Source organism: Nitrospirae bacterium CG2_30_53_67 (assembly GCA_001873285.1).
Lineage (GTDB): Bacteria > CG2-30-53-67 > CG2-30-53-67 > CG2-30-53-67 > CG2-30-53-67 > CG2-30-53-67.
Genome location: MNYV01000135.1, coordinates 1 through 24,938 on the forward strand (window position 1 = coordinate 1; position 24,938 = coordinate 24,938).

Annotated in this window: 23 protein-coding genes; all 23 read right to left on the minus strand. The window is 52.8% G+C overall.

Annotated features, from left to right (window positions below; genetic code table 11):
• Positions 1-168 precede the first annotated feature (168 nt).
• The 23 genes from AUK29_08445 to AUK29_08555 all read right to left on the minus strand — a co-directional run bounded on the left by AUK29_08445 (position 169) and on the right by AUK29_08555 (position 24,570).
• On the minus strand, positions 169-537 hold the full coding sequence (locus AUK29_08445) for a hypothetical protein (GenBank protein OIP62408.1): 369 nt from the start codon (positions 535-537) through the stop codon (positions 169-171).
• A gap of 70 nt (positions 538-607) precedes the next feature.
• Positions 608-1,288 (minus strand): hypothetical protein, encoded by a 681-nt coding sequence (locus AUK29_08450; GenBank protein OIP62409.1) that lies wholly within the window; start codon positions 1,286-1,288, stop codon positions 608-610.
• Entirely contained in the window at positions 1,285-1,857 is a 573-nt protein-coding gene (locus tag AUK29_08455; GenBank protein OIP62410.1) for a hypothetical protein, read from the minus strand. The genes AUK29_08450 and AUK29_08455 overlap by 4 nt, the downstream gene beginning before the upstream one ends.
• A gap of 11 nt (positions 1,858-1,868) precedes the next feature.
• Complete coding sequence (locus AUK29_08460; GenBank protein OIP62411.1) at positions 1,869-4,949, minus strand: hypothetical protein; 3,081 nt, start codon at positions 4,947-4,949, stop codon at positions 1,869-1,871.
• A gap of 40 nt (positions 4,950-4,989) precedes the next feature.
• Positions 4,990-5,481 (minus strand): hypothetical protein, encoded by a 492-nt coding sequence (locus AUK29_08465; protein OIP62412.1) that lies wholly within the window; start codon positions 5,479-5,481, stop codon positions 4,990-4,992.
• A 25-nt stretch (positions 5,482-5,506) separates the two neighbouring features.
• Complete coding sequence (locus tag AUK29_08470) at positions 5,507-7,618, minus strand: hypothetical protein (GenBank protein OIP62413.1); 2,112 nt, start codon at positions 7,616-7,618, stop codon at positions 5,507-5,509.
• A 186-nt stretch (positions 7,619-7,804) separates the two neighbouring features.
• Positions 7,805-8,692 carry a hypothetical protein gene (locus AUK29_08475; GenBank protein ID OIP62414.1) on the minus strand — a complete coding sequence of 296 codons (888 nt, stop codon included), beginning with the start codon at positions 8,690-8,692 and terminating at the stop codon, positions 7,805-7,807.
• 398 nt (positions 8,693-9,090) lie between these two features.
• The gene (locus AUK29_08480; GenBank protein OIP62415.1) at positions 9,091-9,891 is read right to left on the minus strand and encodes a hypothetical protein; all 801 of its coding nucleotides are present in this window, start codon (positions 9,889-9,891) and stop codon (positions 9,091-9,093) included.
• Between the two features lie 13 nt (positions 9,892-9,904).
• The gene (locus AUK29_08485; GenBank protein OIP62416.1) at positions 9,905-11,305 is read right to left on the minus strand and encodes a hypothetical protein; all 1,401 of its coding nucleotides are present in this window, start codon (positions 11,303-11,305) and stop codon (positions 9,905-9,907) included.
• Positions 11,306-11,317: 12 nt separating this feature from the next.
• Positions 11,318-12,781: a hypothetical protein gene (locus AUK29_08490; GenBank protein OIP62417.1), complete on the minus strand. Its 1,464-nt coding sequence runs from the start codon at positions 12,779-12,781 to the stop codon at positions 11,318-11,320.
• A gap of 11 nt (positions 12,782-12,792) precedes the next feature.
• Positions 12,793-13,788 (minus strand): hypothetical protein, encoded by a 996-nt coding sequence (locus AUK29_08495; protein ID OIP62418.1) that lies wholly within the window; start codon positions 13,786-13,788, stop codon positions 12,793-12,795.
• Between the two features lie 35 nt (positions 13,789-13,823).
• Positions 13,824-14,762 carry a hypothetical protein gene (locus AUK29_08500; GenBank protein OIP62419.1) on the minus strand — a complete coding sequence of 313 codons (939 nt, stop codon included), beginning with the start codon at positions 14,760-14,762 and terminating at the stop codon, positions 13,824-13,826.
• Positions 14,749-15,306, minus strand: a complete 558-nt coding sequence (locus AUK29_08505) for a hypothetical protein (GenBank protein ID OIP62420.1) — start codon at positions 15,304-15,306, stop codon at positions 14,749-14,751. Before AUK29_08505 ends, AUK29_08500 begins: the two co-directional genes overlap by 14 nt.
• Positions 15,287-16,432, minus strand: a complete 1,146-nt coding sequence (locus AUK29_08510; GenBank protein ID OIP62421.1) for a hypothetical protein — start codon at positions 16,430-16,432, stop codon at positions 15,287-15,289. The genes AUK29_08505 and AUK29_08510 overlap by 20 nt, the downstream gene beginning before the upstream one ends.
• A gap of 64 nt (positions 16,433-16,496) precedes the next feature.
• Positions 16,497-18,794, minus strand: a complete 2,298-nt coding sequence (locus AUK29_08515; GenBank protein OIP62422.1) for a hypothetical protein — start codon at positions 18,792-18,794, stop codon at positions 16,497-16,499.
• 49 nt (positions 18,795-18,843) lie between these two features.
• Complete coding sequence (locus AUK29_08520) at positions 18,844-19,692, minus strand: hypothetical protein (GenBank protein ID OIP62423.1); 849 nt, start codon at positions 19,690-19,692, stop codon at positions 18,844-18,846.
• Positions 19,689-20,474 (minus strand): hypothetical protein, encoded by a 786-nt coding sequence (locus tag AUK29_08525; protein OIP62424.1) that lies wholly within the window; start codon positions 20,472-20,474, stop codon positions 19,689-19,691. The genes AUK29_08520 and AUK29_08525 overlap by 4 nt, the downstream gene beginning before the upstream one ends.
• A 12-nt stretch (positions 20,475-20,486) precedes the next feature.
• On the minus strand, positions 20,487-21,566 hold the full coding sequence (locus AUK29_08530) for a site-specific DNA-methyltransferase (GenBank protein OIP62425.1): 1,080 nt from the start codon (positions 21,564-21,566) through the stop codon (positions 20,487-20,489).
• A gap of 39 nt (positions 21,567-21,605) precedes the next feature.
• Positions 21,606-21,857 (minus strand): hypothetical protein, encoded by a 252-nt coding sequence (locus AUK29_08535; protein OIP62426.1) that lies wholly within the window; start codon positions 21,855-21,857, stop codon positions 21,606-21,608.
• Positions 21,847-22,113 carry a hypothetical protein gene (locus AUK29_08540; GenBank protein OIP62427.1) on the minus strand — a complete coding sequence of 89 codons (267 nt, stop codon included), beginning with the start codon at positions 22,111-22,113 and terminating at the stop codon, positions 21,847-21,849. The genes AUK29_08535 and AUK29_08540 overlap by 11 nt, the downstream gene beginning before the upstream one ends.
• Before the next feature lie 486 nt (positions 22,114-22,599).
• Positions 22,600-23,616 carry a site-specific DNA-methyltransferase gene (locus AUK29_08545; GenBank protein ID OIP62430.1) on the minus strand — a complete coding sequence of 339 codons (1,017 nt, stop codon included), beginning with the start codon at positions 23,614-23,616 and terminating at the stop codon, positions 22,600-22,602.
• A gap of 7 nt (positions 23,617-23,623) precedes the next feature.
• Positions 23,624-24,343, minus strand: a complete 720-nt coding sequence (locus AUK29_08550; GenBank protein OIP62428.1) for a hypothetical protein — start codon at positions 24,341-24,343, stop codon at positions 23,624-23,626.
• Positions 24,344-24,390: 47 nt separating this feature from the next.
• Positions 24,391-24,570, minus strand: a complete 180-nt coding sequence (locus tag AUK29_08555; GenBank protein OIP62429.1) for a hypothetical protein — start codon at positions 24,568-24,570, stop codon at positions 24,391-24,393.
• Positions 24,571-24,938 lie beyond the last annotated feature (368 nt).

The window sequence follows — 24,938 nt, forward strand, 5'->3', positions numbered from 1 at the left end:
CGGGATCATCACGTTTCTCCTCTCGACCCTGGGGGTTTTCATCGGCAATCGTTTCGGGCACCTATTCGAAAACAAGATAGAGGTTCTGGGCGGGCTGATCCTGATCGCGATCGGGATCAAGATACTGGTTGGACATACCTTATAATATGACCCCTCTCGCTATGCAGATCACTCAGGACTCTGAAACACCTTGGAAATCGTCTGCTTGATACTGGGGAGATTCAAGGGCTTGTCGAAAAACCCTAAAACCCCGAGTTCTTCAGCCCTTTGCCGAGCTTCCTGGGTCCCCCATGCGCTGATCATGAGAACCTTGGTATCCGGATATTGTTTTCTTATCTCTTCGAGCACATCGAGCCCGCTGATTCCGGGAAGACGGAGATCCAGGATCACGGCATGGGCCGGGTCTTCGCGCATCCCTTCCAGGGCCTGCTCCCCGGAGTTGAAACAAATCACATCATATCCATCCTTGGTAAAGGTCTTGGAGAGGGTCCAGCAGATCAGTTTCTCGTCATCCACGACCATAAGTTTTTTTTTCAATGAATGGCTTCCCCCAAAATCATTTGAGAAACAATGACGATATCCATGCAAAGTCACGGACGCCTGCCTGTTAAGAACCGGCAGGAACCTCAATGGATTCCAGTGTCTCCATCTCCATTCCCAGAAAAGCCTCTGTGAGCAGAGACATACCCGTCATAAAATCATTTTTTGTACGGGACCGGGCCATGGCGCACAACTCCGGGATCCACCGGATCATGTGATTCCGGATAAAGGCCTTCTCGAGGCAAAGGAGTTCCATGGCGTTGTCAGTGTTATTTGCCTTCCACGCCTTTGTCTCTCTCTCACATAAAAAGTGCATGAAGGAGAACTCCAGACCGATAAAATCCGGAAGGTCTTTATAGTCCTTATCCATTTCAGCGCCTGCCTTGTGATATTCGTCCTTCACACTGATCGTATACGGTCCCTGAAGGAGTCCAAGAACCTCTTGCCCGCCTTCTATGCTTCTTCCGCGATAGACATTCTCATAGGGGGTGAGATACCTTCCTGAAGGAACGATGAAGAGATGGGTATACTCCTGTTTGAGCGCATCAAAGTCCCATGCCCCGCCGGAGAGAAACCTCTGAAAAGGCGCCGTGACTTCCGGGCCGAAGATCTCTTCAAGGTTCCCGATAAAATCATCACTCAGGAACGTTTCAACCTGTTCTCTGGTAACGGCGCCGAGGTAGAACTCCGCCAGGAACCTGTAGAGTTCACACCTCGGGCCCGCCAGATCTTTGAGCGCTTCTCTCATTTGGCCGTGAACTTTATACTGGGATTGGTATGGCCCGAGTTGTTGAACCCGGCCGGCGCATTCTGACCGGACTCGCTTGCACTGAACGAGTCAACCTTGGTCAAGGTCCTTCCCAGACAGGTACTCACGCAGGCAGGCGGGAGCCCTGCATCAATCCGATGGACACAGAAGGTGCACTTTTCCACCTTCTTGGTGGCGCTGTTGTACTGGGGCGCACCGTAGGGGCAGGCAAAGATGCAGTACTTGCACCCCACACACTTGTCCTGGTCAATGAGCACGATCCCGTCCGAGTCCCTCTTGGAGATCGCCCCCACCGGACAGGATTTCAAACAGGCCGGATCCGCACAGTGGTTGCAGGACATGCTCACAAAATCCACGCTTACATCTGGATAGCTCCCCGACTCACGGGTGAAGACCCAGCGGTAGCTCACATGTTCGGGAATTCCGCCCTGGCTCACCGGCATGGGTGACTGCAGGGGCGCCGTCCGGTTTTCGGCCTTGCAGGCAATGGCGCAGCTCCCGCACCCCGTGCACTTTCCTAAATCTATGCTCCATCCAAGTTGAGACATTTTACACCTCCTTATGAAACCTTGGTTATTTTCACATACGTATTAAAGTAGCAGACGCTCCCGCCGATCTTCTCCTGTAGGGGGACATTGGTGTAAACCTTGTCCAGCCGGGAGATCGGGTTGGTCTGTATCCCAGCGCCTCGCGTGGTATCGTGACCCAGGGCATCTGCCACGCCGTCCACGATGTGGGGTTTGGAGCCGAGCTGCCAGTGACCATAATGGTGCGAGACCCCGACCACACCAGGGCGGATCCGGTTCGTCACCCAGACCTTGCCGGTCACGCCGGCGCTGTTTGATGCCGAGGTCAGCCTGATCGTGTCCCCGGTCTCCACGCCGAGGGCCGCAGCATCAGAGGCGTTGATCCAGACGGCGTTCTCAGGCATGACCAGCATGAGCCACGGATTGACCGCAGTCCTGGCCTGTCCGTGGTTCACCAGCTTATAGGTATTGAGCAGGTAGGGGTAACTTCCCTTATCGTCGTGCACCGAGGTCCCGTCCGAATGCATCAGGTCCTCATAGTGCGGCACGCCGGAATAGTACGTGCCCGTCACCGAATCCGGAACTCTGACGATGGAATCCAGATAAAAGCGGATGGAGTTGGCATACTTGCTTGTGAGGTGGGCAGTCCCGCTCCCCAGGGGGCCGGCGCCGTACTCGGTATCCAGGGCCTTGAACACGCCTCCTTTGGCAATGATCTCATCCACGGTCAGGGTGGGATAATCACTGAGCGCGCTGTTCCGGATGTTCCGGAGCATGGCATAGGCATAGTCCCAGACGTTGTTGAGATTGTCTCCATTGGTATAGGCGCTGTTCCCCACGGCCTTGATGAGCTTGCTCGCGCCGTCCACGGTGAAGCTCTTGCTCCCGTCATAGCCCAGGGCCTTGGCCAGCCCGATGTGGATATCCACCACGGCCTTGGTGTTGGGAAGGACCGGCGTATAATCGTTGGCGCTTCCGGTCGGGATGGTGGCCCCGATCTCGGCGCCACCGATATCCTTGCCGTCGAACTTGCCCACCACGGGTCGTTGGAAGGACGTTCCCCCCTGCACCATCCAGGGGATGCCCGGCGTCGAAAACTTCTCCAGATAGGTGGAATCCGGGAGCACGTAGTCGGCCATGGCCGGCACTTCGCCCATGACCGGGCTGATGGAGACCAGCAACGGAAGCTTGTCGTAGTTGTCGGCCCCGCCGGAAAGGATAGTCCGCTCAAATGTAGCCTGAAGGCCGGGCGTGGAATAGGGCCAGGCGTTCCAGTAGGTAATCAGGACCTTCATACCGTAGGGGTACTGATCCTCAACGCTCGGAATCACCTCCTGATAGTTGCCATGGAGCCAGAAGGGCCCCCACATCCGGGTTGCCGGGTAGGTCCCGGTAAAAAGATCTGCCACATCCACGGCATCGTAGAACTTCCCCTTCCGGTCAATACCGATGCTGGAAGAGTACGGAGAGTTGGTGACCGTCTCCACGGCCACAACCCCGGTTTTCTCGCCATAACTTGCGCCTCCCTTGGTGCATCCCCCGCGCCAGTCGTAATTGCCGATCAGGGAGTTCAGATGCTGGATGCAGACCTGGTTGAAAAGACCGTTGGTGTGCTTCACGGCCCCCCGGTAGGTGATGGCCACGGCCTTTTTCCCATGGCTCGTGAACTCCGTGGCCAGTTCAATGACGTCGGCCTCGGTCAGGCCGCAGATGCCCGCCCATTCGGCCAGGGTCTTGCTCATGGCCTGTGCCTTGAATAATGTGAAGGCGGACTTGACCGCAATCCCGTTGACCGTGGTATCCACTTCCAGGTCCCCCTCCACCACCGTGGAAGAATTTCCGGCAAACTCGTCCGTAGTTGCGGTGGAACCCGGGACGGTTGTGGCCGTGCCGCTCACCAGGACCACGTTCTCATGAGCGCCGCCGCCGAGGCCGGCCTCGCTTGCATTCAGATAGGTAGCGGGGCTCGAGCCGTACTTGACCAGGTAGGTCGCGTCGCTCCAGGTCCATTCATTGTCCGCATTGGCCGCGCCCTTGGTGGCATTTCCAAGATAGGTGGTGTCGTGAGCGCTGTTCTCGATGATCCATCTGGCCATGCCCAGGGCCAGGGCTGCGTCCTGCCCGGGCTTGATGGGATACCACTTGTCGGCCTGGGCCGCCGAGTTGGACATGCGGGGATCCACGACCACATATTTGGCCCCGCTGTTTCTTTTGGCCTCCACAAGTTTGCGGCCGTAGGGATTCATGGGGAAGCCGGCCTCAAAGGGATTGGTGCCGAAGAGAATAATGAATTCCGCTTCCCGAGTGTCCGGCTGCCAGCCTTCGGTCCTGCCCGATCCATACCTGTTCTTGCCTCCGCTCGACTTGTACTGCCACGTGATGACCTCGTTTCCGACGTGCCGGGTCGCCTCGCAGATGCTCGTGTGGGTAAGGTCGTAGTTGACCGTGCCCCACCCCGACTTCCAGATCCTCGAGCTCAGGGTTTTTTCAGTGCTCCTGCCCGGGCAGAAGCCCAGCATGTTCGCGTTTTTCCCCTTCTTGGTGTTGCTGGGATCCATGTAGTCATAGCGAGTGGCCGCCGGGATCAGGGCATCAATCTTGGCCGCAATCTCGGAGAAGGCCGTATCCCAGGAGATGGCCTCCCACTCCCCTGCTCCTCTCTCGGTCCCCGGTTTTCTCCGCAACGGCTGTTTAATCCGGTAGGGATCGTACACGGTCTGAATCCCGGACTGTCCCTTGAGGCAAAGCCGTCCGGGTGTCACGTCCGCGGTTGAGGTGGCGGTGGTGTAGTCAAGCCTTTCATCGGGTTCCAGGTTGTTCGGATGATAGGGATTGCCGTCGATCTTGAGCAGGACCCCGTCCTTGACCCGTGCCTGGATGCCGCATCGGGAATGGCACATCTGACAGACGCTCCGAATCACATAGACGCCGGAATCGTATTCCGTGGCATTCGGGTCATTCTGTCCGTAGGTCGCGGCCAGGGCTTCATTTTGTTTGAAGAGGCTCGATCCAACCGCGGCGCCTGCGGCCAGTGCGGCGCCGGCCTTGATAAATTTTCTTCGTTCAATGGATGGATTGAGCCATCCTTTGAGTTGATCGGTCTTGCTCGCCATAGGATTCTCCTTTCATTACGATAGCTGTAGGATTAAATTTTTATTGTGCGTAAAATTCAATGTCCGTGCCCGAACCATGGCATAACAGGCATTTGGATGTGCTGTACTTCTGGCGAAGCTGACCATTACCCCCGCTGCTCTGATATCCGGCCTGTATGGACGTCTCCAGAACAATATGTTCGTGGCACCAGACACACTTGGCATTCGTGGTGCTGCCCGAGGCCCAGGGCATCATGGCCGCATGCGCGTCGGCCCGTCCGTCCGTGGCGGTTCCCGAAGACTTGTTCCCGTGGCAGCTCACGCAGTCGCTGTTGTAGGAAGCGCTGCCGCTGTCGTGCACCGCAACCAGATTGGTGGAGAGGGCATCGGCAAGATTCTGATCAATAGCCGCCTGGTCAGATGGGCTGACCGCACTCCCCGTGGCCGGGGCGCTGCCGCCTCCTCCGCCGCCCCCGGAACACCCTGCAAGGGCCAGCATGACAGTAACACTCGTGCAAAACATGAATCGTGAAACCTGTTTCTTCACTTGCATAATCGGCTCCTTTCTGCTTAAAAAGCTAAAACTTTAATTTATAAGTCAGGCTGACCGTCTCATTGCGTCCGCCCTGGCCGGATTCAATATCGTCATCATAGTCCTCATGCAGGTATCCCAGTGTCACATCCGAGCGGTCCGAAACGATCAGATTGAGCCCCAGGTTCACATTCTGATACTGGTTGTCGATCTTGGTCAAGGCGCCCAGATCGGTGGTTCCTGACTGGATTCTGCTCCGTGAATTTGAAAGTAGAAAGGAAATTAGAAGGTTGGCCTTGGGATTCAACTGATAGCTTGCGCCGAGGGTATAGGTATCACTGTAACTCTGAAATCCGAGGGCATCCTCCTGCATCACAAAGGTATTCAATGCCGACCAGCGGGTCTTGTCTGAAAGAAGCCAGTTGGCATCTTGAAGGAGCGCATCCCGCATATAAGCGGCAAAAAGATTCAGGTCATCTCTGACCTGCCACCACCCGTCAAGACTGATGCTGCGGTGACGCGACTCCCAGTCCTGGTCCACGGAGTTGGACGCGTTCTTGTCGAGATTCGTGCCGGCGGTGCCGAACCAGGTGAAGTTGTCATTCTTCTGCTTCCCTTCGGTGTAGGAAGCGGAGACAGCGGCCCGGCCTTTGAGCAGGGAGTAGTCGGCCATGATCCGGCCGTTCCAGGACTTGTCCGGCTCCAGGATCAGGGCCGTATCACCCGCATCTTCATAGGATGCAGAAGCCGTGATCAGAAGATCGGAGTAGAGACGGCTGTAGAGGCTCGCCGAATAGATCCATCGGTCCGAATCAATACTGTACGGGCTGGAAAAAGATGCGATGGCTGCACTGCCGGTCGGTCTCTGAAACTCCCGATCCGTCTGGTCCCTGCGGCCTGAAAGGCGGACCACCGTGTTGTAACGGTCCATACGGTAGGTCGCGTCGCCGCCGTATTTCCTGCTGGTGATCTCGGCCACGTGCGGGTCGCTGACATTGGAGTCCAGGTCCTTGTATCCGGAAGTCCCCGCCTGCGAGCTGTTCTCCCGCTGGTTGTAATGGTAAAATCCTGTAAGATCCGTATTCCGTATCCCGGTATAGGTGGCGGATGCAAGGAGTGTGGTCAACTTGATCTCCCCGTTGTAACCGGCGGCGTCTTGCAGGGCATTGTAGGATTCCTGGTCCAGGTCCGCATAACGGATGCCGAACCGGTAGGAAAGCGAGTCATTCAGGCGGTCCACAAGATCCAGAGAGTAGGCATCCTTCTCCGATTCGGGGACAAAATCAATGGACTTGGCCGATGACACCATATTGGAATCGAGGGCCGCCGCATCGGCTAAGGTGTAGAGGTCATCGGTCTGGAAATTTTCCCTCTGGGCATTGAGAAAAACCCTGAGGTCGTCTTCCCTGACCGGGCCGATATTGAGCTCGGTCCCGATATTCACAACCCGGCTGTCAAAGGGTTCGGCGCGGCCCCGCCATCGGGAAGAGATACCGGACGCCGAAACATCGCTCCCATCCAGAATATAGGTCAGGAACTTCCGGCCCCGCTTGTCCTCGTTGTTGACCCAGACATTCACGGAATTGAGAAGACCCCCCTCGGTCCCTCCCCAGACACTGGAATTCAGCATCATGGAAAGATCGGTCTTGCTCCGCTCCACAAAAAACTCGGATGTGGAAGCGTCATTGTTGAACTGAGCCGTGTAGTTGCTCCCCGCAAGACCTGTGGTGATCGGGGCATACTCATCCATGTTCTTTCGGTAGCGCATGTAATCGAGATCAATCTTTACCCCTTCCGCCGGATCCACGGCCAGGAGCATCCGGTCATTTTTGAGCCAGGGGGCAAAGCGCTGGAGATGGAAGGAAGGATATTCGGCTCCGTTTTTCCGGATCATGAGATCAAGGTTCGGGACATTGAGCCGGTTGTATTTTTCTTCTTCGGGATAATACTGGTAACGGCTCAGGAAACCGGACGTGCTCGTATCCCCGTTCCGGTCATAGTACTGATCGTCCACCGTGACACTCCCCTGAGCTTCGTACTTACCGATGTCCGCTGCATAAACAGGGATAGAGAAGAGTCTCATGACAAAAAGCAGGACCAAGGCCCTCCGGGTTCCACTCATCAAGCGATTCATCCATTGATTCCATTCCTTGTTCATCTATGAACCCCCTTTCTTGAAATCGAGAGTATATTTAATAAAGGTTCTTCTCCCATTTAGTGGGTAAAAAGGGTTACGCGAATAGGACCCTCGGCCCCTTATGTTTTGAGCACTTCACTTGACCCCTGGAATCCTTGACCCCTTGACCCCTGATGTTTTCACCCACTCTTTTGAGATGATCCATAATTAATACCTCAGATGCCGGTCCTGATGCGTCCCGTGCTGGGCGCCGTGGCACCCCGTGCATTTCCTGTAGATGGATGCCGCAGGCGTGGCCGCGCCCGTAGCCGAAGTCCCGTGCTTGGCGGCGGCGAGACTGTGGCAGCGTATACAGGCAAAAGGTTCCGCCACTTTCAAAAGACCCGGATTCACGGTCCCGTGCGGATTGTGGCAGATGGTGCAGTCCTCGGTGACCGGCGCATGTTCATAGGTCCATGGGCCCTGCTGTTCCTGGTGACAGCCTCCGCACCGTTCGCTCATCCCGACCAAGGCCAAGGCCTTATCTTCATGGGGATTGTGGCAGTCGGTGCAGGCCATGACCCCTTCCCTCATGGGATGATGATAAGGCATGTTCATCTGGGCCTTCTTTTCCGTATGGCAGGTCACGCATTTTTCGGTGATGCGGGAATTCCGGAGCCGGTCGCTCTTGACCAGCGCCGGGTCGTCTCCGTGCGGTGCATGGCAGTCAAAACAGGCGAGCCCCGCCTTCTTATGGCTGCTCGTGTGCCATCCGGTCAGCTTGCTGTTTTGTTTCTGATGGCAGGAGAGGCAGATCTCCGGCGACGGGAAGGAGATGGTCTCCCTTCCGGGATTTTCCACATGCCTGCTCCCGAGTCCGTGGCAGCCTTCACAATTCTGATGGGAGGCAAGCGTCTTCATCTTCTCATGGCACGAAGCGCACTGTTCCGCACCCACGGCCGAGGCCCCCTCCACCTGGTTCCACACGGTCCTCGCCATGGGTTTGTCCGCGGACATGGCCGGCCTTTCAAGCGTGAATTGAACGGCCAGCACAAAAAACAGGATCAATAAAATATCCAGAAGGAGAATAAAGACATACCCGCTGCTTTTTTTCATTTCGCCCCCCTTATCTTGAATGACTGAACATGGATCGCATACCGGGAAATGTTTTGAAACTTTTGAAAATCTTTTTATTTACAGTTTATATGGACCGACTTTTAAGATGAAACAGATCGGAAAATTACCTGATGAATTGCTTTGTGATCCGCTTCTCAGGTTCAGACCGCGAACAAAACGCAATAACATCATCGTTGGACAGTGCAGATTTCATGCCAAAACAGCCTGCTCTGATTTTTTAGGAAAACTTTAGAAAGGAATCAACAACTTGAGAGAAGAAGACTTATAGCGCACTGACGATATGACATTGAAAAATGTACAGTTTGTATACAGAAGGCCGCCCTGTTCCTGTAAAGTTTATGCGCATTGAACGGCCTATGTATGTATATATCCTTTGCCTATTTCCCTTGTTTTTCCTGGGAGATATTCTTGAGTTCGCCATTGATGACCTCCTGGTCCGCAAGACGCTTAGCTTTCTTGGCCGATTCATAGGACTCGTCCACCAGTTTCAGTATTTCATGAAAATCAAAGGAGTGCCATTTGATTTCTGCGAGCCTAAACTTCTCCTCTGCATCCTTAAGCGCTGCGGCCGCGTCAGTCACGGGATACCCTTTTTTCCTGGCAAGGGTGACAAACTCTCCGCTCCATTTGACCGTGTTCTTGGCATAGAAGATCAGGTCGAGTGTGGCGTGGGCCTCCTCCGGCACGCTGGAAGAAAGGCCGCTCTTCGTGTTGTGACAACGGCGGCAGGCGTCGGCCACGTTTTCCGGGGAGAGGATGGCGGTATGCATGGAGCCGTGGCAGGTGATGCAGGTCGGCCCGGGCACTTCTACGTTACCGGATAGGAGGGCCTTGTAATGCCTGCTCCGGGTAAATTCCTTCCACTGCGGCTGATGGCATTCGCCGCAGAGACCGGGTATGTTGGAGCCATGGACCCGGCTTCTCGGATCGGCCGGGCGCAATACGCCGGCATGGGCCTTATCGAGTCGGATATCAGCCGGGTTCCCTCCATGACAACGGTCGCAGGTCACACCGGCCTTGTCGTGCACCGAGTCCTTCCAGTTATAAAAAGCCTTACCTTCGACTTTGTTCTGCGGCAGGGTCGCGTGGCAAGCGATGCAGGAATTCCCCTCTGCGGATGCCGGCAGAATCAGGCAGATACAAAACAGCATCTCGGAAAATGAACGTAATGTGGACATGCCGCCTCCTTTTTCAGATCTCGAAATCACTGATCTTCTTCCTGAGCGTGGTCCTCGTGATCCCGAGAAGTTTGGCCGCCTGAACCTGATTCCCTTGTGAGATCTCCATGGCCTTCCGGATCAGAATCTTTTCCACGTTCCCGATGATGGTTTCATAAGGCGCCCGTGAGCAATCCATGCAGCGATTGAGGGCATTCTCGACCATGAAGGAGAACCCCTTGAGGAAATCCCCTTCCCCATGGATATGCATGGGGATCTCTTCCTTGAAGAGGTCCAGGGAGAGGTAGTCGTATTTGCACATGACCATGGCCTTCTTCATGGTGTTCTCCAGCTCGCGGACGTTTCCGGGCCAGTCGTAGCTCTGCAGATACTCGACCAGTCCGGTCTCAAACCCCTGAATCCTGAGGCCGAGGGCGGCATTAAACCGCTGAATGAAATATTCCAGAAAAGCCGGCATATCATCCCTATGGTCTCGAAGCGGAGGGACACGAACGGCCACCACGTTCAGCCGGTGAAACAAGTCCTGCCGGAACCGGCCCTCCTTTATATGTTTCTCCAGATGCTTGTTGGTCGCGGCCAGGATCCGCGCGTCCGAATGAAGGGTCTCTGTGCCGCCCAGCCGCTGAAAGCTTCCATCCTGCAGCACGCGCAGAACCTTGGACTGGGTGGCAAGTGACATGTCTCCGATCTCATCAAGAAAAAGAGTCCCCCCTGCGGCCTGCTCAAACTTCCCCGGTTTTCCCGTGCTGTCTGCGCCGGTGAATGTGCCTTTCTCATATCCGAAGAGTTCACTCTCCAGCAGGTTCTCCGGAATTGCTGCACAGTTCACAGCCACGAAAGGCCTCTCCGTGCGGAGACTGTACCGGTGCAGGGTCCTCGCGATCAGGTCCTTGCCGGTCCCGGACTCTCCAAGGATCAGGACGGTGATATCGGACTTGGCCACTTGTCCGATGAGTTTATAGATCTCCACCATCAAGGAGCTGTTTCCGATAAGCCGCTCTTCTGTAAGCCGGTCATCCTCGGAGACCCGCTCGATCCCGGAGCTTTTCATCAGGCGGCCGGCCTTGAGCGCCCGCTCGATAACCTGGCGCACGGCGGCGATGTCCAGGGGCTTGGTGAGATAGTCAAAGGCCCCGGCCTCAATGGATAAAATGGCCTTGTCCGTGTCGCCGAAGGCCGTAATCAGGACCACGGGAAGATCCGGCTTGAATTCCCTGATCTGTTTCAGGGTCTCCAGGCCGTCCATGCCCGGCAGTTTCAGATCCAGGAGGATCAGATCCGGGGCCGAGTCCCGGACCCTCTCCACGGCCTGCTCTCCATCCTCGGCCGTGAAGATCTCATACTCCCTGAAAAAGATCTTTTTCAGAAAGTGCCTGACACCCGGCTCATCATCAACAATCAGTATCCTATCCATAGTCACTCATCGTTAAACCGGAAGTAGAATGGAGAAGATCGTCCCCTTCTCCTTTTTGTCCTTGAGCGAAATCTCTCCCCCGTGTTCCTGAATGATTTGATACACGATGGATAACCCCAGCCCCGTGCCCTTCTTCCGGGTGGTATAAAAGGGCTCAAAAAGATGTTCCCGAATCGTTTCATCTATGCCCTCTCCGGTATCCTCGATATCAATCTCCACATCCTCCTCGGAACCGTTTATCGAGGTCCGAATTCGGATCTCCCCGCCATCGGGCATGGCCTGAATGGCATTCAGGCAGAGATTCCCCACGGCTTCCTCCATCTTCCGCCGATCCACAAAGACCAGGGGAAGGTCTACAGCCGGGAAAAATTTCAGGCGGATACGGGCCGTCTCCATCCTGGGGCGGTATTTGCCTGTCACCTCTTCGAGGAATGCGTTGATGTCCACGGGACTGAGATGGATCCTGGGAGGGGCCGCATAGACAAGGAAACGGCTGATGATCTCATCCATTCTCTGAACATCGTTCAATACCATTTCCCGTTCCTCCATGTCCAGCACGCCGGACGAACCGGGCTCATTCATGGCCTGGATGCAGAGTTTGATGGAGGTAAGGGGGTTCTTCAGCTCATGGGCCAGGTTGGCCGAAAATTTTCCTATGGCGTTTAGTTTCTCGCTCCGGATCAGTTTCTCCTGTGTCCGTTGCACCCGTTCAAAGGCCTCCTTGAGTTTTACGGACATTTCGTTGAAGGTCCCGGCCAGTTCGGCGGTCTCGTCCCGGCCCTTCACCTGGATCTGAGTCCCCCATTTCCCCTTTCCGATATTCTTCGCGCCCCGGATCACATGCAGGAGAGGAAGGATGTACCGCCGGGTCATCAAGAGGCTGACCAGGACCCCCAGCATAGTCAAAAAGGCCGCCATCCCCCATAACTCTCTTTTAAGGGACCGAACCTGCTTGAGATGGTACGCCCGGGTGATCCCGATCCGCACGTATCCGACCTGCATGGTGTTGACCACGATCGGGGTGATGACCTCAAAAATGATCGAGGTCTTCGGGAGGATCAGCGCTTCTTTGCCCGACCAATCAAATCCTGACGGATCTTCAAGCTCTTTCCGGTATAGATCCTTGCCCACAAAGGCCAGGAGTTTTTCTTCACGGCCGTAAACGGCGGCATATTCCACAATGCCCTCCTCGGATTCCGGCGCCTTCTCTTCTTTTTTTATTTTAAAGACATCGAGGAGCCTGTAGAGGGCGAACAGATCCTCGTAGAGGAGGGGCTCCACGGCCTGGTGCGAGAGAGCCCTGGCAAGATAGACGCCGCGTTTTCTAAGCTCCGCCTCGGATTCCTTCTCGATATGATTGAAAAAAAATAAACTCAGAACGAAGATCAGGAAAAGAATCAGGAGGATGCTGGTCACCGACACCTTGAAGGCGAGACTTAAGTACCATCGTGTTTTGAAACGCGCAACTGATTCCATGGTCCGTCATTTCACCTGTCCGGCAGCCATGATGTCTTCCTGGAGGCCTTTAGAAAATTTTCCATCTCCCGGACCGAATCATAGAGACCAGCGGAAGGCTCCACAAACCGGTCTATCTTGAGATTTTTCAAGATCTTCTTCCCTTCGGGATCCTGGTCCATGCCGAACAGGATCGCCTGAAACCTCTCCCTGAACGGCTTGGCGGTCTTTGGAGAGACCACCACCGGCGGCATGCCGAAAGGCTGGGAGGAAAGAATCACACGCGTCTTCTCCACGCTAAGGTCATTTCTCTCCTTGAGAGAGTCGTAAACCAGGCTGTCCACGGCCGCCCCGTCCGCGATCCCACGCGCCACGGCTTCAATGGATTTGTCATGACTATGGGTGTAAAAAAAATAAGAGAAAAACTGCTCCGGTATGGCCCCCTCTTTGCGGATCAGATATTCAGGGTAGAGGGCGCCGGTATTGGAGAGATCATCGGTATAGGCGAAGATCCTCCCCCTAAGATCATCGAAGGTCTTGATGGGGCTCTCTTTGGCAACGATGATATAGGATTGATAGGTATCCTTTCCATAAATAATGGGGATAGCCGCCACAGGGAGCTTGAAATTCTGTTCCGCTCGGAGGTAGGCTCCCGTACAGATAAAGGCGTAGTCCACGGCGCCCAACTCAAGAAGATCGTTCACCTCCTGATAGGTCCGTCTCTGTTTCAGGACGACCCGTTGACCGAACTTCTTGGATAGATAGTCCAGGAAATCCTGATAATAGGAAAACGTCTTCTCCGGGGAAATCATAGCCGAGATGGCAAAACTGATTTCCTGCTTCTCATCCCCGATCGGAGTCGAGGACAAGCTTTTTTCCTCACCCGCCCACCCCGGAGGAGCAATCAGGAATAAAAAAAACACAAGACAGACGGCCCAAAGATACTGCTTCATTTTATACCCGATCCCATAAAGGCGCGTCCGTTCATCCTTCGCATCAAAGACCTCCCCCTCCATGAAGGTTTTCATCATATCATCTTGAAATCGGCTTGGCAATAAACTTATCAGGCAAAAAACTGCCGGATGTACCCCTGTGCCACAAAAAGCGTTGCGGCCCCGATCAGCCCCTTGATGAACCTGTCGGGCATATGCTTCTGTAGCCGCGCCCCCAGGTACATCCCGGCCAGACCGCCCGCGCCGAAAAGCGCGCCGAGGAGCCAGTCCGGCGAGGTGGAGAGACCCTGAGGCCCCGGGAGGATACTGTAAAAGCCGACCCCGGCAATGGAGGAGAGGAACGTTCCCATGAGTGACGCGCCCGCCACGGTATAGACCGGCAGGTGGAAAACTGCGACGCAGAAGGGGGCGATGATGGCCCCGCCGCCCACGCCGTAGGTCCCGCCGATGATCCCGACCACAAAGGCGAGAAGAAACATGGCCTGTGTCCCGAAGGAATATCTTCTTCCCTGAAATTCATATTCGGTCTTTTTCCAGGATATGGAGATGTTGCCGACCATGGACCCGTTGAGGTTTCCATTCACTCCCATGGGATGATTCGGATTTTTTGGAGATATCCCTTTGGCAATTACCTGATAGAGAAGCCTGACGGCCAGATACAAAAGGACACATCCCACAAAGAACTTGAAACCTCTCGGGTCCGGGAGGAAATAAACCCGGAGGTAATACCCGATGACAATCCCCGGAAGCGTCCCTAAGATAATTGTCCAGGTCAGCGGCCAGACCATGCGCCCCTCTTTGATATACCGGTAGACACCGCTGGGGATGGCCACAATGTTGAAGACGAAATTGGTGGCGCTCACGGCCGGACTGACAAAATGCAGAACACTCATCTGGAAAGGGAGAATCAGAAATGCCCCGGAAACCCCGCCCATGGAAGCAAAGAAGGAGATGACAAAAGCCACTGCAGGAGGGAGCAGAAGCGAGGTCGTGACTCCGGACACCGGAAAGTGATAGACGAAAAGATTCAGGATATTATAATCGCTCATAAACCCAGATCCTCCCTCCGTCTCTCATCTCTTCGGTCCGTTTGACAAGACGTTTCTTATGAAGATTGAGAAGTCTCGTGCCGCTGGTATTGGCAGGAATCTTCAGAGCGCCGGAGAGATCGTTGGAGTTGATCCTCTTCTTGCCCTTTATAAAATCCAGGGTCTCTTTGAGGTAATTATTCAGGCTGCCGGTCAGGACTTTCTCTCCATCCCGCGTCTCCGCCATAACGGCAAGCTCTTTTCGTTCCAGAGCGACTTCAATGTTCTCTTTCTGATTCTCATTCAGACCGGTGAGAAGAATATATTTATCCCCGTACTCGCCGGAGAGCAGGCGCGAGACAAGCTTGGCCACAATCTCATCGGCACAGGAAAAATCAATCACCCCGATCTTCGAAAAATCGAGTGCGACCACGGTTCCATCCGGCTCGTTCCCAAGGTCCCTCTCGATCCGTTCCCGGATCTTCTCTCCCGACGGCCGGGTCACAAGATCGTTTGAGCCATTCTTGAGTTCTTGTTTTAAGAATTTATAAAGATCGTATTTCATGTCGATTCTTCCTTTTGCACTTCGGGCAGGTCTCCTGATGACAGGCCCTGCAATATGGCCGGCCGCAGGACAAACACGCGGCAAAACATCTTCCACAAACGATGTGCAGTCTGTCGTCGCAGACAAAATAGCCGCCGCGTGGATGAAAGCACGATTCGCACGGCAGCGGGTCCAATCCGCCCGAGAGCGGATTATAAGTAAGCGGGAAACCCCTTTCCGCAAGCCGCCGCTTGACGGTAATCCGGAACACAGGCGCCCGCGTGTCAATGGTGACCGCCGCAATGGGCTCGATCCGAATGTTCAGGGCGTACTTGGTGATCAGATCCTGGATCTTTCCTTGCCGCTCCATATCGATCACATTCAGTTTATCCGCCAGGCTGCCCGTGACACCGCCGTTTCTGCGTCCGATCTTCCGTTCGATTTCGTCTCTGAGAGCCTGATAATATTCAAAGACGCGCTTTACGTCCCGGTTGAGCCTCCGTTCAAGACTCCTGATGAACTCCCCCTGGCGCTCCTGCACGATATGCGCGCCGGCGATGCACGCCGACCGGAACGCCTCTTCCGGAAGATCGGATTTCTGCGGCGGTCGTTCGGTATCGCCGCCCTCCGCATAGGGCTCAAACAGGTTTGCCGTGAGATCCCTCATCCCGCCCTCTACGGTCATCGTCGCACTATTCATGCCGTTTACCAGGACCGGCACAATGCCCTCGTGCTTTTCGTCGGACAAGGCAGCAAACTTCAGAAGGACGAGCAGATACGAAACGCCGGTGATCTCCACCTTGTCCATGCGAAAGACGGCGTTTTGAAAAACGACCCTTTTTCCAATGAGCCGCGCCGTTTTCCCGACATTCGGAAGCGCGGCATCCAGCCGGGCCGAGGCCACCCTCACTCTTCCGGCAAACAGCTTGTTCACGGAGCTGAAAAACTCCGAATCATAGGTCGCAGGAACTGCCGACCCGCATGCGCTGCCGTACGAGAATCCGAGCCTCGTGTACTCAGGCACGCCCAGCACCGCCGTGATTTCCGGCGGGACAACGGCATCAAGGCAGTCATCCCCTGCCTTGTCCACAATCGCGCCGTGATACGAAAGTATCTCGGCTATGACGTCAGGCAGCGACTTGTACATGCGTCCCCTCTCCCGGCTGTGTTCCCTTTTGACTTCCCGCTCTGAACCCGGACCTCCGACCTTGCTACATCTCATAATCCTCGCCGAATATCTCGCTCTCCGCAGTCTTAGCCGTCAAGTACTCCTCTTTGGCCTTGATAAGATCCTTTCCCAAACGCGCGAATCCATCCTGAAGCCCGGATGTCCCAGCAGTCTTCGACCAGAGATCCAGAATGATCTCCTCAAAATCCCTCTCCTCTTTTAGGTGGCCCAGGATCGGCTCGATCTCGCCGATGACCATCTCGAACATGTTGATCTTCGAGTCCAGGATCTCGATGATGTAGTCCTCAATGGTCTCCTTGACAGACAGGTTGAAAATGAAGACGTCCCGGGTCTGGCCGATCCGGTGGAGCCGTCCGATACGCTGTTCGATGCGCATGGGGTTCCAGGGGAGGTCGAAGTTGATGATGGTGTTGCAAAACTGCAGATTCCTCCCTTCACCCCCTGACTCCGTGGAGATGAGGACCGGAACGTCGTTTTTGAACGCCTCGATCGCGGCGTCCTTTGCCTTGGAAGGCAGGTCTCCTCGGAACATCACCGAGGGGATATCATGACGGTCGAGAAGATCGGCAATGTAATCCATGCTTTTGATGAACTGGGTAAAGATGACCTTCTTTTCGCCCGGATTTTTTGCGAGGATCTCCATCAGCGCCCGCCCCTTGCCGATCTCCCCAAGACCGTCAATGCCCTCCAGAATATCCTCTGCGCCGATTCTCCCGTTCATGGCCAGAAGCGTCTGCTTCAGGGCAAAGAAGCTGCTTCCCGCCTCCCGCAGCAAAAGATAGATCGTCTGTTTTTTAAAATCCTGTCTTCTCAGGAACCCGTCAAGACGAGCATAGACGTCCTTCTCTATTTCCGAAGGTTCCACCCGGATGGTCGCAGCGAACCGTTTCGGGAGCTTGAGGTCAATGGCGCTCCGGGTGTTTCTGATCATGACGTCGCGCAGGAGCTCCCGCAGCCGGTCCTTGTCCGCCGTGTCCTTGAGGTTCCCCTTCCGGAGATATTCCGCCTTAAATTGCTTCTCCGTCTTGAACTGTCCGGGCTTGAGTATGGTAATCAGATTGAACAACTCGATGAGATGGTTCTGAACCGGCGTGGCCGTGAGCAGCAGGATGAATTTCTTCTGAAGCTTGTTCACCAGCTTCCAAGAAAGCGTAGAACGGTTCCGAAGGTGATGCGCCTCATCCACGACCACGAGATCGTAAAACGGCTCCGCAGCCCGCGGCATGTTCTTGGCGCTCTTGGCCGTATTCAGCGAGGCGATGATCAGCCGCTTCTTCCAGAAGCCATCCGGGTCTTCTGCGAATGCGCCGTCATCCGTGGTCACAAACTCGAGGCCGAACTTGGCCTGCATCTCCTCCTTCCACTGCGAGACCAGCGGCGCCGGTGTGAGAACGAGGACGTTTCTTGCCATTCCCCGCATCAGGTATTCTTTGATGATCATCCCGGCCTCAATGGTCTTGCCCAGCCCCACCTCGTCGCACAAGAGCGCCCGCCCGTGAAACTGTTTGAGCACCTTCTTGGCGGTCTCGATCTGGTACCAGTACTTTTCAACCGACACCATCGCGCTCAAACATAAAAGGTCATCGAACCCGCTCTGGACCGTGAGATAGGCGTAATCAATGTAGAGGAGGATCTCTTTGAGGGAAGACCGGCCCGATGTGACGAAGGACGATATGAGATCTTCCCGCAAAGGCTCGATTCTGACCGGGACGGAATATGCCGGAAGAGGAGTGACCGCCGGCGGCGCGGACGTGGGAGCAGAGGCCTTGCGCGCTTCCCGTCCTGCGGCAGGGCTTCCGCCTGTTCCTTTTTCTCCCGGTTCTCTGCCCGGCCCAGCGGTCCGAGATTCCGGCGTCCGCTCCGATTCCTGCTTTTCCGGATGGATGCTTAGGTTCGAGAACCGAGACGCATGTTTGCTTGCCGTCTCATGCTCCTTGTATCGTATAAAGGCATCCAGATCGGACAGTGCCCGCTTGGGACTTCGATCCGCGCGTCTGCCCGGCTGAATCTTCTGCAATGCCCTGGCTCTATTCAGATGCACCCTTGCCTGATCGAGATTCCCCAGCTCCGCCTCCAGACGACCGAACAGCCACACATCGGACCACAACGGGCCGGCCTTCACGAGCTTGTTCAGCCAGCGTTTTCCGAGTTCGTAGTTCTTCCACTCGAAAACGCAGAAATCGACCATCTCACGCGTCAGCTCATCATCGGCAAATTGATCCAGGAGCTTCTCCATGCACCGGTAGGCCCGCCTGTATTCCTGCTTCCGCCGGAATTTCTTGTAGGACTTATAAATATCGTCGGGGGTTTCGAACAACATTCCAAGACTCCTCGCTTAGTGGTCCTTTTCGTAAATCAAGATTCACGACTCATTCCAAATATTTAAAGTTTAGATTAAGCTTACTCTTCTTAATCTGTAAATCGAGACTGAATATGTTGTTGATTTCTATTCCCAATGGAGTAAGAAAAACTCTATCATAGCTTAAACTCGACTTAATCCTATCTACCAGTCCTAATTCCATGCACCACAGGTTCGAGGCCAAGTCTATATCAGGATTAAAATTGGCAATATAGTCTTTGCCATTCTGGGTCAAAACAATCAAATCATTCCGCGCTTCTATCATTTCAAAATCCAGCGCAAGTCTCAAATAGCACCTGAAATTTGTCGTTTGGGGTGAAGTGAAATATTTTGCCAATTCTTTCGAATTAAGAATCTCTTTAGAATAATCATAGAAAGGCTTAAGAATTTTATTGAGCCATCTTAAATAACAGATGGTATAGTTGGATGGCTTGGGCAGGGCCAAGCCGAAGCTCAGACTTAAACGATCAACTGTAGATGTATAAAGATTCTTTACTTCATTTAAAGAATAAGTCCGAACCAATACGTCATTTGCCAATCCGAAAGAATCAATCTTCTGCCTAATGTTCTTTTCGGCCTCAATAGCGTAAATCATGCAATATTCCGTATTCTTTACAAAGTTGACGTTCTTATAATTTAAGACTTGATCGAAGCAATAATCTATTTTGGCCTTTTCTTCCAAAAGTGTTTCGAGTTCTACAATCAACTGATTTCTTTTAATATCTTCCAGGATAAAATCTATCCTACCAAAGTCGGTTGAAACCTGTTCCCCCCTCTTGACCGCTATTTTAAAATTCAGCGCATCTGAAAGATAGTCCAAATTATTCAGCAACGTCCATTGAACAAGTGACTCATTCATGACCAAACACCCACCTGATCGAACCCGATGGTCTCACAGAACTTGATGATCTCTTCTCTTATGGGTATGATCTTGTATCTCCCGTAATAGACCGAGCGCGCAAACTGGTCGCCGATGTTCACGCAGAGACGGCAGCCCTTGTGCAGTACCCGGCAGCACTCCTTCCAGATAAGGTTCAGGTTATTGATGTAGTCTTCGTAATTATCGTTGAACCCGATTTGATTTCCGTTGCCGTAGTCCTTCAGATGCCAATACGGAGGCGATGTGATGACAAGATGTATGCTCTCTTTCATGTCAAAACCCTTCATTGATTTTATGTCGGCGGCACGAATCGGCAACCCGAGAGATTTGAGAACCCGTTGTCGCTCCGGCCAAACCGTTCCCGTAGTATCCAAAGTCTGGAACTCTATCGCGACGAAGTCTTTTACCTTGCCGGCTTTAGCGGAAATCAGGAAGTAGTCCACGCTGCCGCCTGGTATCGACACTTCCGGGATCACATGGAATTCGTTTCCCGGCTCGTGCAGCGTCAGCAAATGAACGCAGTCTGTAAAAACTTGTTTGCGCTCCAACAGTCGGTTTGGGCAGATGATTATTTTTTTCGCATCTTGTCCGTATCTAACCGAGCAGGTTCCAATTGAAATGGCTGGCTGGCTTTTACGAACCTTGAAGCAGCGCGTGTTAGTGAACGGGCACCACTGTCTCTTAATAATCTGTTCCCATTTAACGCCCTTTATCTTCTTAGTCGGGTAACCGAATAGCTCAAGCACTTTGTTTTCATTCATCGGATATTGGTCCTATAGAAGGATGTGACATCTGCGCTCCGCAATGCGTAGGTACTCTTGGGATAAGTCGATGCCTATTGATTTTCTGCCAAGTCGCAGCGCCGCGAGCATCGTTGTTCCGGTTCCACAAAAGGGATCAAGCGCAACGCCGTTCCCGGGACAAGTAGCCAGAATGGGAATCTTGCAAAGGTCTTCAGGATAAGCGGCAAAGTGCTCGTCACGTTGCTGGGTGTCCTCGGGGAGGATATCCCATACATCTCTCGGTTTGCTGCCTTGAGGGTGATATCTCAGAAAATAAAATCCTTTTTCGGACAGTTCTCTGGCCCTCCCAGACACCTTTTCGGAATTCGAGTGCGTTGTGCGCTGTTGTCCTCTGATGATCATCCGAAAATCCGCGACCTTCCCCTTTCTCATATCGTCAAGCAGAGAGTTCAGCGCAAGAAGCGCGTTTTTCTTCTCCTGCGGCGTCAGTGCGGAAGATAGTTCTATTTGCCGCTTGTATCTCACACCGCTTACGCCTGTCGCGGATACAATGGCGCCGTTCACTACTTTACTTTTTTTCGGGTTTGATCGAATAGCATCAACATCGTAATAGTATCCCTTCGGCGACTTGACAAAATGAAAAACATATTCATGGACATTCCCGAGCTTGTCGAGAGCATTGTCCGGCCCGCCCTTTACCTTGTTCCATATCACATCATTCCGGAGAACCCAACCTTGTCTGTCGGTGAGCTCAAAGGCTACTCTCCAGGGAATGCCTAACAGACGTTTGTTCTGATAAGTATCTCCGATGTTCAGCCAAAAAGACCCCGTGTTTTTCAGAACGCGCTTAAGTTCAAAAAATACCGCTGATAGTTGAAGGATATAATTCTTATAGTCGTCCTCAAGACCGATACCAGTGACGGCGTACTGCCTCTGACCCCAATAAGGCGGACTCGTCATGCAGCAATCAACTGATTCCGCAGGGAAGGCTCTAAGCACTTCCAGTGCATTGCCGCAGATAAATAACGGGCGTACTGATGAGCCTCGAAGGTAATCCGCTAATTCCCGATCAACGGCATCTATGACTATGGTTGCTGCTTGTTCTCGCATAGTATGCCTTTCTGTTCTGTTTAAGTTCTTTCGGTATTTTTATGATGCATTGCTACCTTTTTCACCGAACGCAGAGGGAATCATCGAGAACTTAAGATTGTTGATATAGTCCTCATAACTGTCGTTGAATCCGATCTGACTTCCGTTACCGTAGTCCTTCAGTTGCCAATACGGAGGCGATGTGATGACAAGATGTATGCTCACTTCTTTCAGCTCTTGCATTCTGCGGCCGTCACCGATGATAATGGTGTTTTTGGGAGACATATTTTTTACCTCTGCTTTAATAGCCATATATCTTTTCGTATCTGTCTTCCGTCCACTCCCATATCGAGACATCGTGCTTGCCTGATTTGTTTATGCCCCCAGGTTCATAGCCACAGTCAGAGGCAATTTCTTCGAAAACTCTCGTAGCTTCCTCAAGTGAACCAAAATGATTTACTTCGACTGCTACTCCTTGTTTGACCCACACAACTACATATTCTGCTATACATGGCTCCGGCATCATATAACAAATAACGCCATCTTCATTGATAAATACATCATCCATTCCTTTCCTTTTCCTCCGCTGCAACGCAATATGACTGTTTTGGAAAATCAACTACAACCAAGTAATACGACCAGAGAATTCGGAAACCGTTCTCCAGTCATCCATCATGTCATCCTCCTTTGGTTAGGGATTTGAGTGGACAAACATCGTAACCGAAGAGGCGACAGACCGCCAATACTTAACCCCAGAACTTGGAGGGAAGATCCTAACTCTTACAATTTAAAAATCGCCCTATCTCTTCTTGGTTCTTTTTTTCATAGCAACGTTTTCTGCCTTTTTCGTAGTCAGGTCACTACCCACCAATTCATCACAGATGTCAAACAGATGATAAACATCCCAGCTTGTCGCCTCAAATCTAATTCGTGCTCTTGATACGTACTTTTTACCGTTCATTTGTAGAAACCCTCAGGAAACCCCGTGGGTTTCTGCCCTTCGGGTCCCACTAAGGATAATTCCGGAAGCTGCGCGCCAAACAGCATGACGGCTTCATGCCACGTCCGTCTTGATCGGCTTGTTGGGGGCTGCTTCACTGCTTTTTCGCGTTAACTGAAATAAATCGAGATTCTCTTGTTTGCCCTTCATAAGAGCAAGCGTGAGCGCTCTCTTTGCTAAATCAACAGATGAGGGACAAACATCAACTCCAATAAATCGACGATTCTCACGAATCGCGGCGGTTGCCGATGTCCCGCTCCCTACGAAGCAATCCAGAACCAAGTCGCCAGGATCAGTGAGCAACCGTATTACCCGTCGCGGCAATTCAAGCGGAAACTTGGCTTCATGATCATCGTTTGCGCGCACTGAAGGTATATACCATACCCCACGCGAACCCCATGTCGTCCATTCATCGTCTGTTAAGCGATCCTTATCGACCTTTGTATGCCCCGGTTTCCAAAATATGTATATGTACTCGAACTCGTCAACTGCTCTGTAACTCATGGTGTGCCAGCGAGAATTTTCCCACGCGGCATCTTTGACCCAGGCTCTACGGTCATATAGATAGAGTCCACAGTCTAAGGCGTACTGTTCGATCATGCCGCCGACGAGCTTGACTCGGGTCTGTGTTTCATACTTCCCACCTCGGATGTTGTTACCCTTCATTCTCCGGTCGACCGTTTGCTCGCTGCAGCCAAGTATTGCGGCAATTTGCTTACGATTGAAACCCGGATGCCTGGACCATACCTCAAGCACCTTCTCACGTGTTATATCGTTCCGTTTTCTGCGCGATATATTTTCAGCCATTATTCTCGGCATATCCGGATCTTTAAAACAAAGTATATCCGCGATATTGATAGCGAGAAACGCTCCCGGTTTCAGAATAATTGAATGAGCTTCAATCGTGCGACGTAATAGGTTTTTCCAATCAAAAAAGGACATATCACGTTCGTAAGCTTTTCCAACATGATAGGGGGGCGACCATACACTGAGTGCTACTGTATTAGCATCAATATGTTCAGCAAGATTTCTAGCATCCCCCTCATAAATGTTATCGGGTTCATATTTCATACACACCTCACCCATCCCATTTGGAGTTAATGGTACGATCTTCTGAATTATACTCAACTGTCTGGACACGCCAGACAGCCTTCAGTTTAAGGCGATGGAAGCTGAGTCGAACGCGGAACTCTTCTCCACGCGAAGGAGCGTTGCGTCCCGCGATCCATATTGTATCATGGGCATTTGGATTATAGCGGTCTTGGAGAATGCCACTCGGGATTGCCGCAAGTGTTAGTTGCTTAAGCCTGTAGTTTTCATGCTCGTCTTCATAATGATAATGGGCCAGTAACGTCGTTGTAATGAATGCTTGCCCACCATGTACGGATACGACCGGCAAATCGCCTCTTTGCTCCACCTCTCGGCCACTTCTTACTTGGCGAATGGCTAACGCCAACTGTGACATCTGCATGGTCGCACTACTACTATTTTTCTCGGCCTTGCTATCAACGAAAAGAGCCTGTCGAGCCGAGAACTCCGGCAAGATAATGTATCTCGCTTTGCGGTAATCAACATTGCCAAGAATCCTTTGCTGAACTTGATAGCCGCCAAGCCGATCCAACATTTCCCTTGTAATATCTTCCGCAATATCTTTTGGATCATCCGAACTTTGCTTGAAAATGTCGAAAGCGTCATAACCGAAATCAAAGGCGGCAGCATAGAGAGACCTGAGACTCTGTTTCTCGATTGCCTCTATCTCATCCGGTGTTAAATTGTTTGGGTCTCGTAGATGTTTCATTATGAATAAATCTCTTCCCACTCATCCTTCAATTCTTTATATACCTCTCATGTCATCATCTGCTCGCATTCGGGGCAGAAGCCGTCACAGCCGTCGTCGATGTAAGTGAAGCCGAGCTCGCTATATATTTTGTTAAACTGTTCGGGGTCGGCGGCATATTGCTCAAATTTTCCGACTCTCTCATTGAATTTTGTTCGTAATGCATCTTTGTCGCAATCTTTTCCCATCTGTCACTCCTTTCTGTCCCCACTCATCCTCATCTGCAAAGTGAGAGAGTTCTTTATCTTTATTCAATGGATTCAATTGAAGCATAAACATGGGAGGTTGTCAACAAGAATTTTACGAAACCCATAAGAAAATAACTTGAAAAGAAAAACATCGGGTAGGAAGAGGCTCTTAAAAATTCTGAAAGGAATAGACTATACCTCCGGCAGCATGATGTTGATCTGGGCGCCAGGGAAAGGGGCAAGATTGCGTTCGCGCTCTTTGCCCCAGACCCATTCGGGAATGATGGAGAGCTTTGCTGTTCCCGAACGGATGGAGAGTTTGCCGTTCCACTCCTTCACAAACCGCCGCACGCCCGCCAGCCCCTGGC

Excerpts from the sequence above, each read along its gene's own strand:
- AUK29_08450 (OIP62409.1), bottom strand. The coding sequence starts at position 1,288 with ATGAGAGAAGCGCTCAAAGATCTGGCGGGCCCGAGGTGTGAACTCTAC.
- AUK29_08455 (OIP62410.1), bottom strand. The coding sequence starts at position 1,857 with ATGTCTCAACTTGGATGGAGCATAGATTTAGGAAAGTGCACGGGGTGC.
- AUK29_08460 (OIP62411.1), bottom strand. The coding sequence starts at position 4,949 with ATGGCGAGCAAGACCGATCAACTCAAAGGATGGCTCAATCCATCCATT.
- AUK29_08465 (OIP62412.1), bottom strand. The coding sequence starts at position 5,481 with ATGCAAGTGAAGAAACAGGTTTCACGATTCATGTTTTGCACGAGTGTT.
- AUK29_08470 (OIP62413.1), bottom strand. The coding sequence starts at position 7,618 with ATGAACAAGGAATGGAATCAATGGATGAATCGCTTGATGAGTGGAACC.
- AUK29_08475 (OIP62414.1), bottom strand. The coding sequence starts at position 8,692 with ATGAAAAAAAGCAGCGGGTATGTCTTTATTCTCCTTCTGGATATTTTA.
- AUK29_08480 (OIP62415.1), bottom strand. The coding sequence starts at position 9,891 with ATGTCCACATTACGTTCATTTTCCGAGATGCTGTTTTGTATCTGCCTG.
- AUK29_08485 (OIP62416.1), bottom strand. The coding sequence starts at position 11,305 with ATGGATAGGATACTGATTGTTGATGATGAGCCGGGTGTCAGGCACTTT.
- AUK29_08490 (OIP62417.1), bottom strand. The coding sequence starts at position 12,781 with ATGGAATCAGTTGCGCGTTTCAAAACACGATGGTACTTAAGTCTCGCC.
- AUK29_08495 (OIP62418.1), bottom strand. The coding sequence starts at position 13,788 with ATGAAAACCTTCATGGAGGGGGAGGTCTTTGATGCGAAGGATGAACGG.
- AUK29_08500 (OIP62419.1), bottom strand. The coding sequence starts at position 14,762 with ATGAGCGATTATAATATCCTGAATCTTTTCGTCTATCACTTTCCGGTG.
- AUK29_08505 (OIP62420.1), bottom strand. The coding sequence starts at position 15,306 with ATGAAATACGATCTTTATAAATTCTTAAAACAAGAACTCAAGAATGGC.
- AUK29_08510 (OIP62421.1), bottom strand. The coding sequence starts at position 16,432 with ATGTACAAGTCGCTGCCTGACGTCATAGCCGAGATACTTTCGTATCAC.
- AUK29_08515 (OIP62422.1), bottom strand. The coding sequence starts at position 18,794 with ATGTTGTTCGAAACCCCCGACGATATTTATAAGTCCTACAAGAAATTC.
- AUK29_08520 (OIP62423.1), bottom strand. The coding sequence starts at position 19,692 with ATGAATGAGTCACTTGTTCAATGGACGTTGCTGAATAATTTGGACTAT.
- AUK29_08525 (OIP62424.1), bottom strand. The coding sequence starts at position 20,474 with ATGAATGAAAACAAAGTGCTTGAGCTATTCGGTTACCCGACTAAGAAG.
- AUK29_08530 (OIP62425.1), bottom strand. The coding sequence starts at position 21,566 with ATGCGAGAACAAGCAGCAACCATAGTCATAGATGCCGTTGATCGGGAA.
- AUK29_08535 (OIP62426.1), bottom strand. The coding sequence starts at position 21,857 with ATGGCTATTAAAGCAGAGGTAAAAAATATGTCTCCCAAAAACACCATT.
- AUK29_08540 (OIP62427.1), bottom strand. The coding sequence starts at position 22,113 with ATGGATGATGTATTTATCAATGAAGATGGCGTTATTTGTTATATGATG.
- AUK29_08545 (OIP62430.1), bottom strand. The coding sequence starts at position 23,616 with ATGAAATATGAACCCGATAACATTTATGAGGGGGATGCTAGAAATCTT.
- AUK29_08550 (OIP62428.1), bottom strand. The coding sequence starts at position 24,343 with ATGAAACATCTACGAGACCCAAACAATTTAACACCGGATGAGATAGAG.
- AUK29_08555 (OIP62429.1), bottom strand. The coding sequence starts at position 24,570 with ATGGGAAAAGATTGCGACAAAGATGCATTACGAACAAAATTCAATGAG.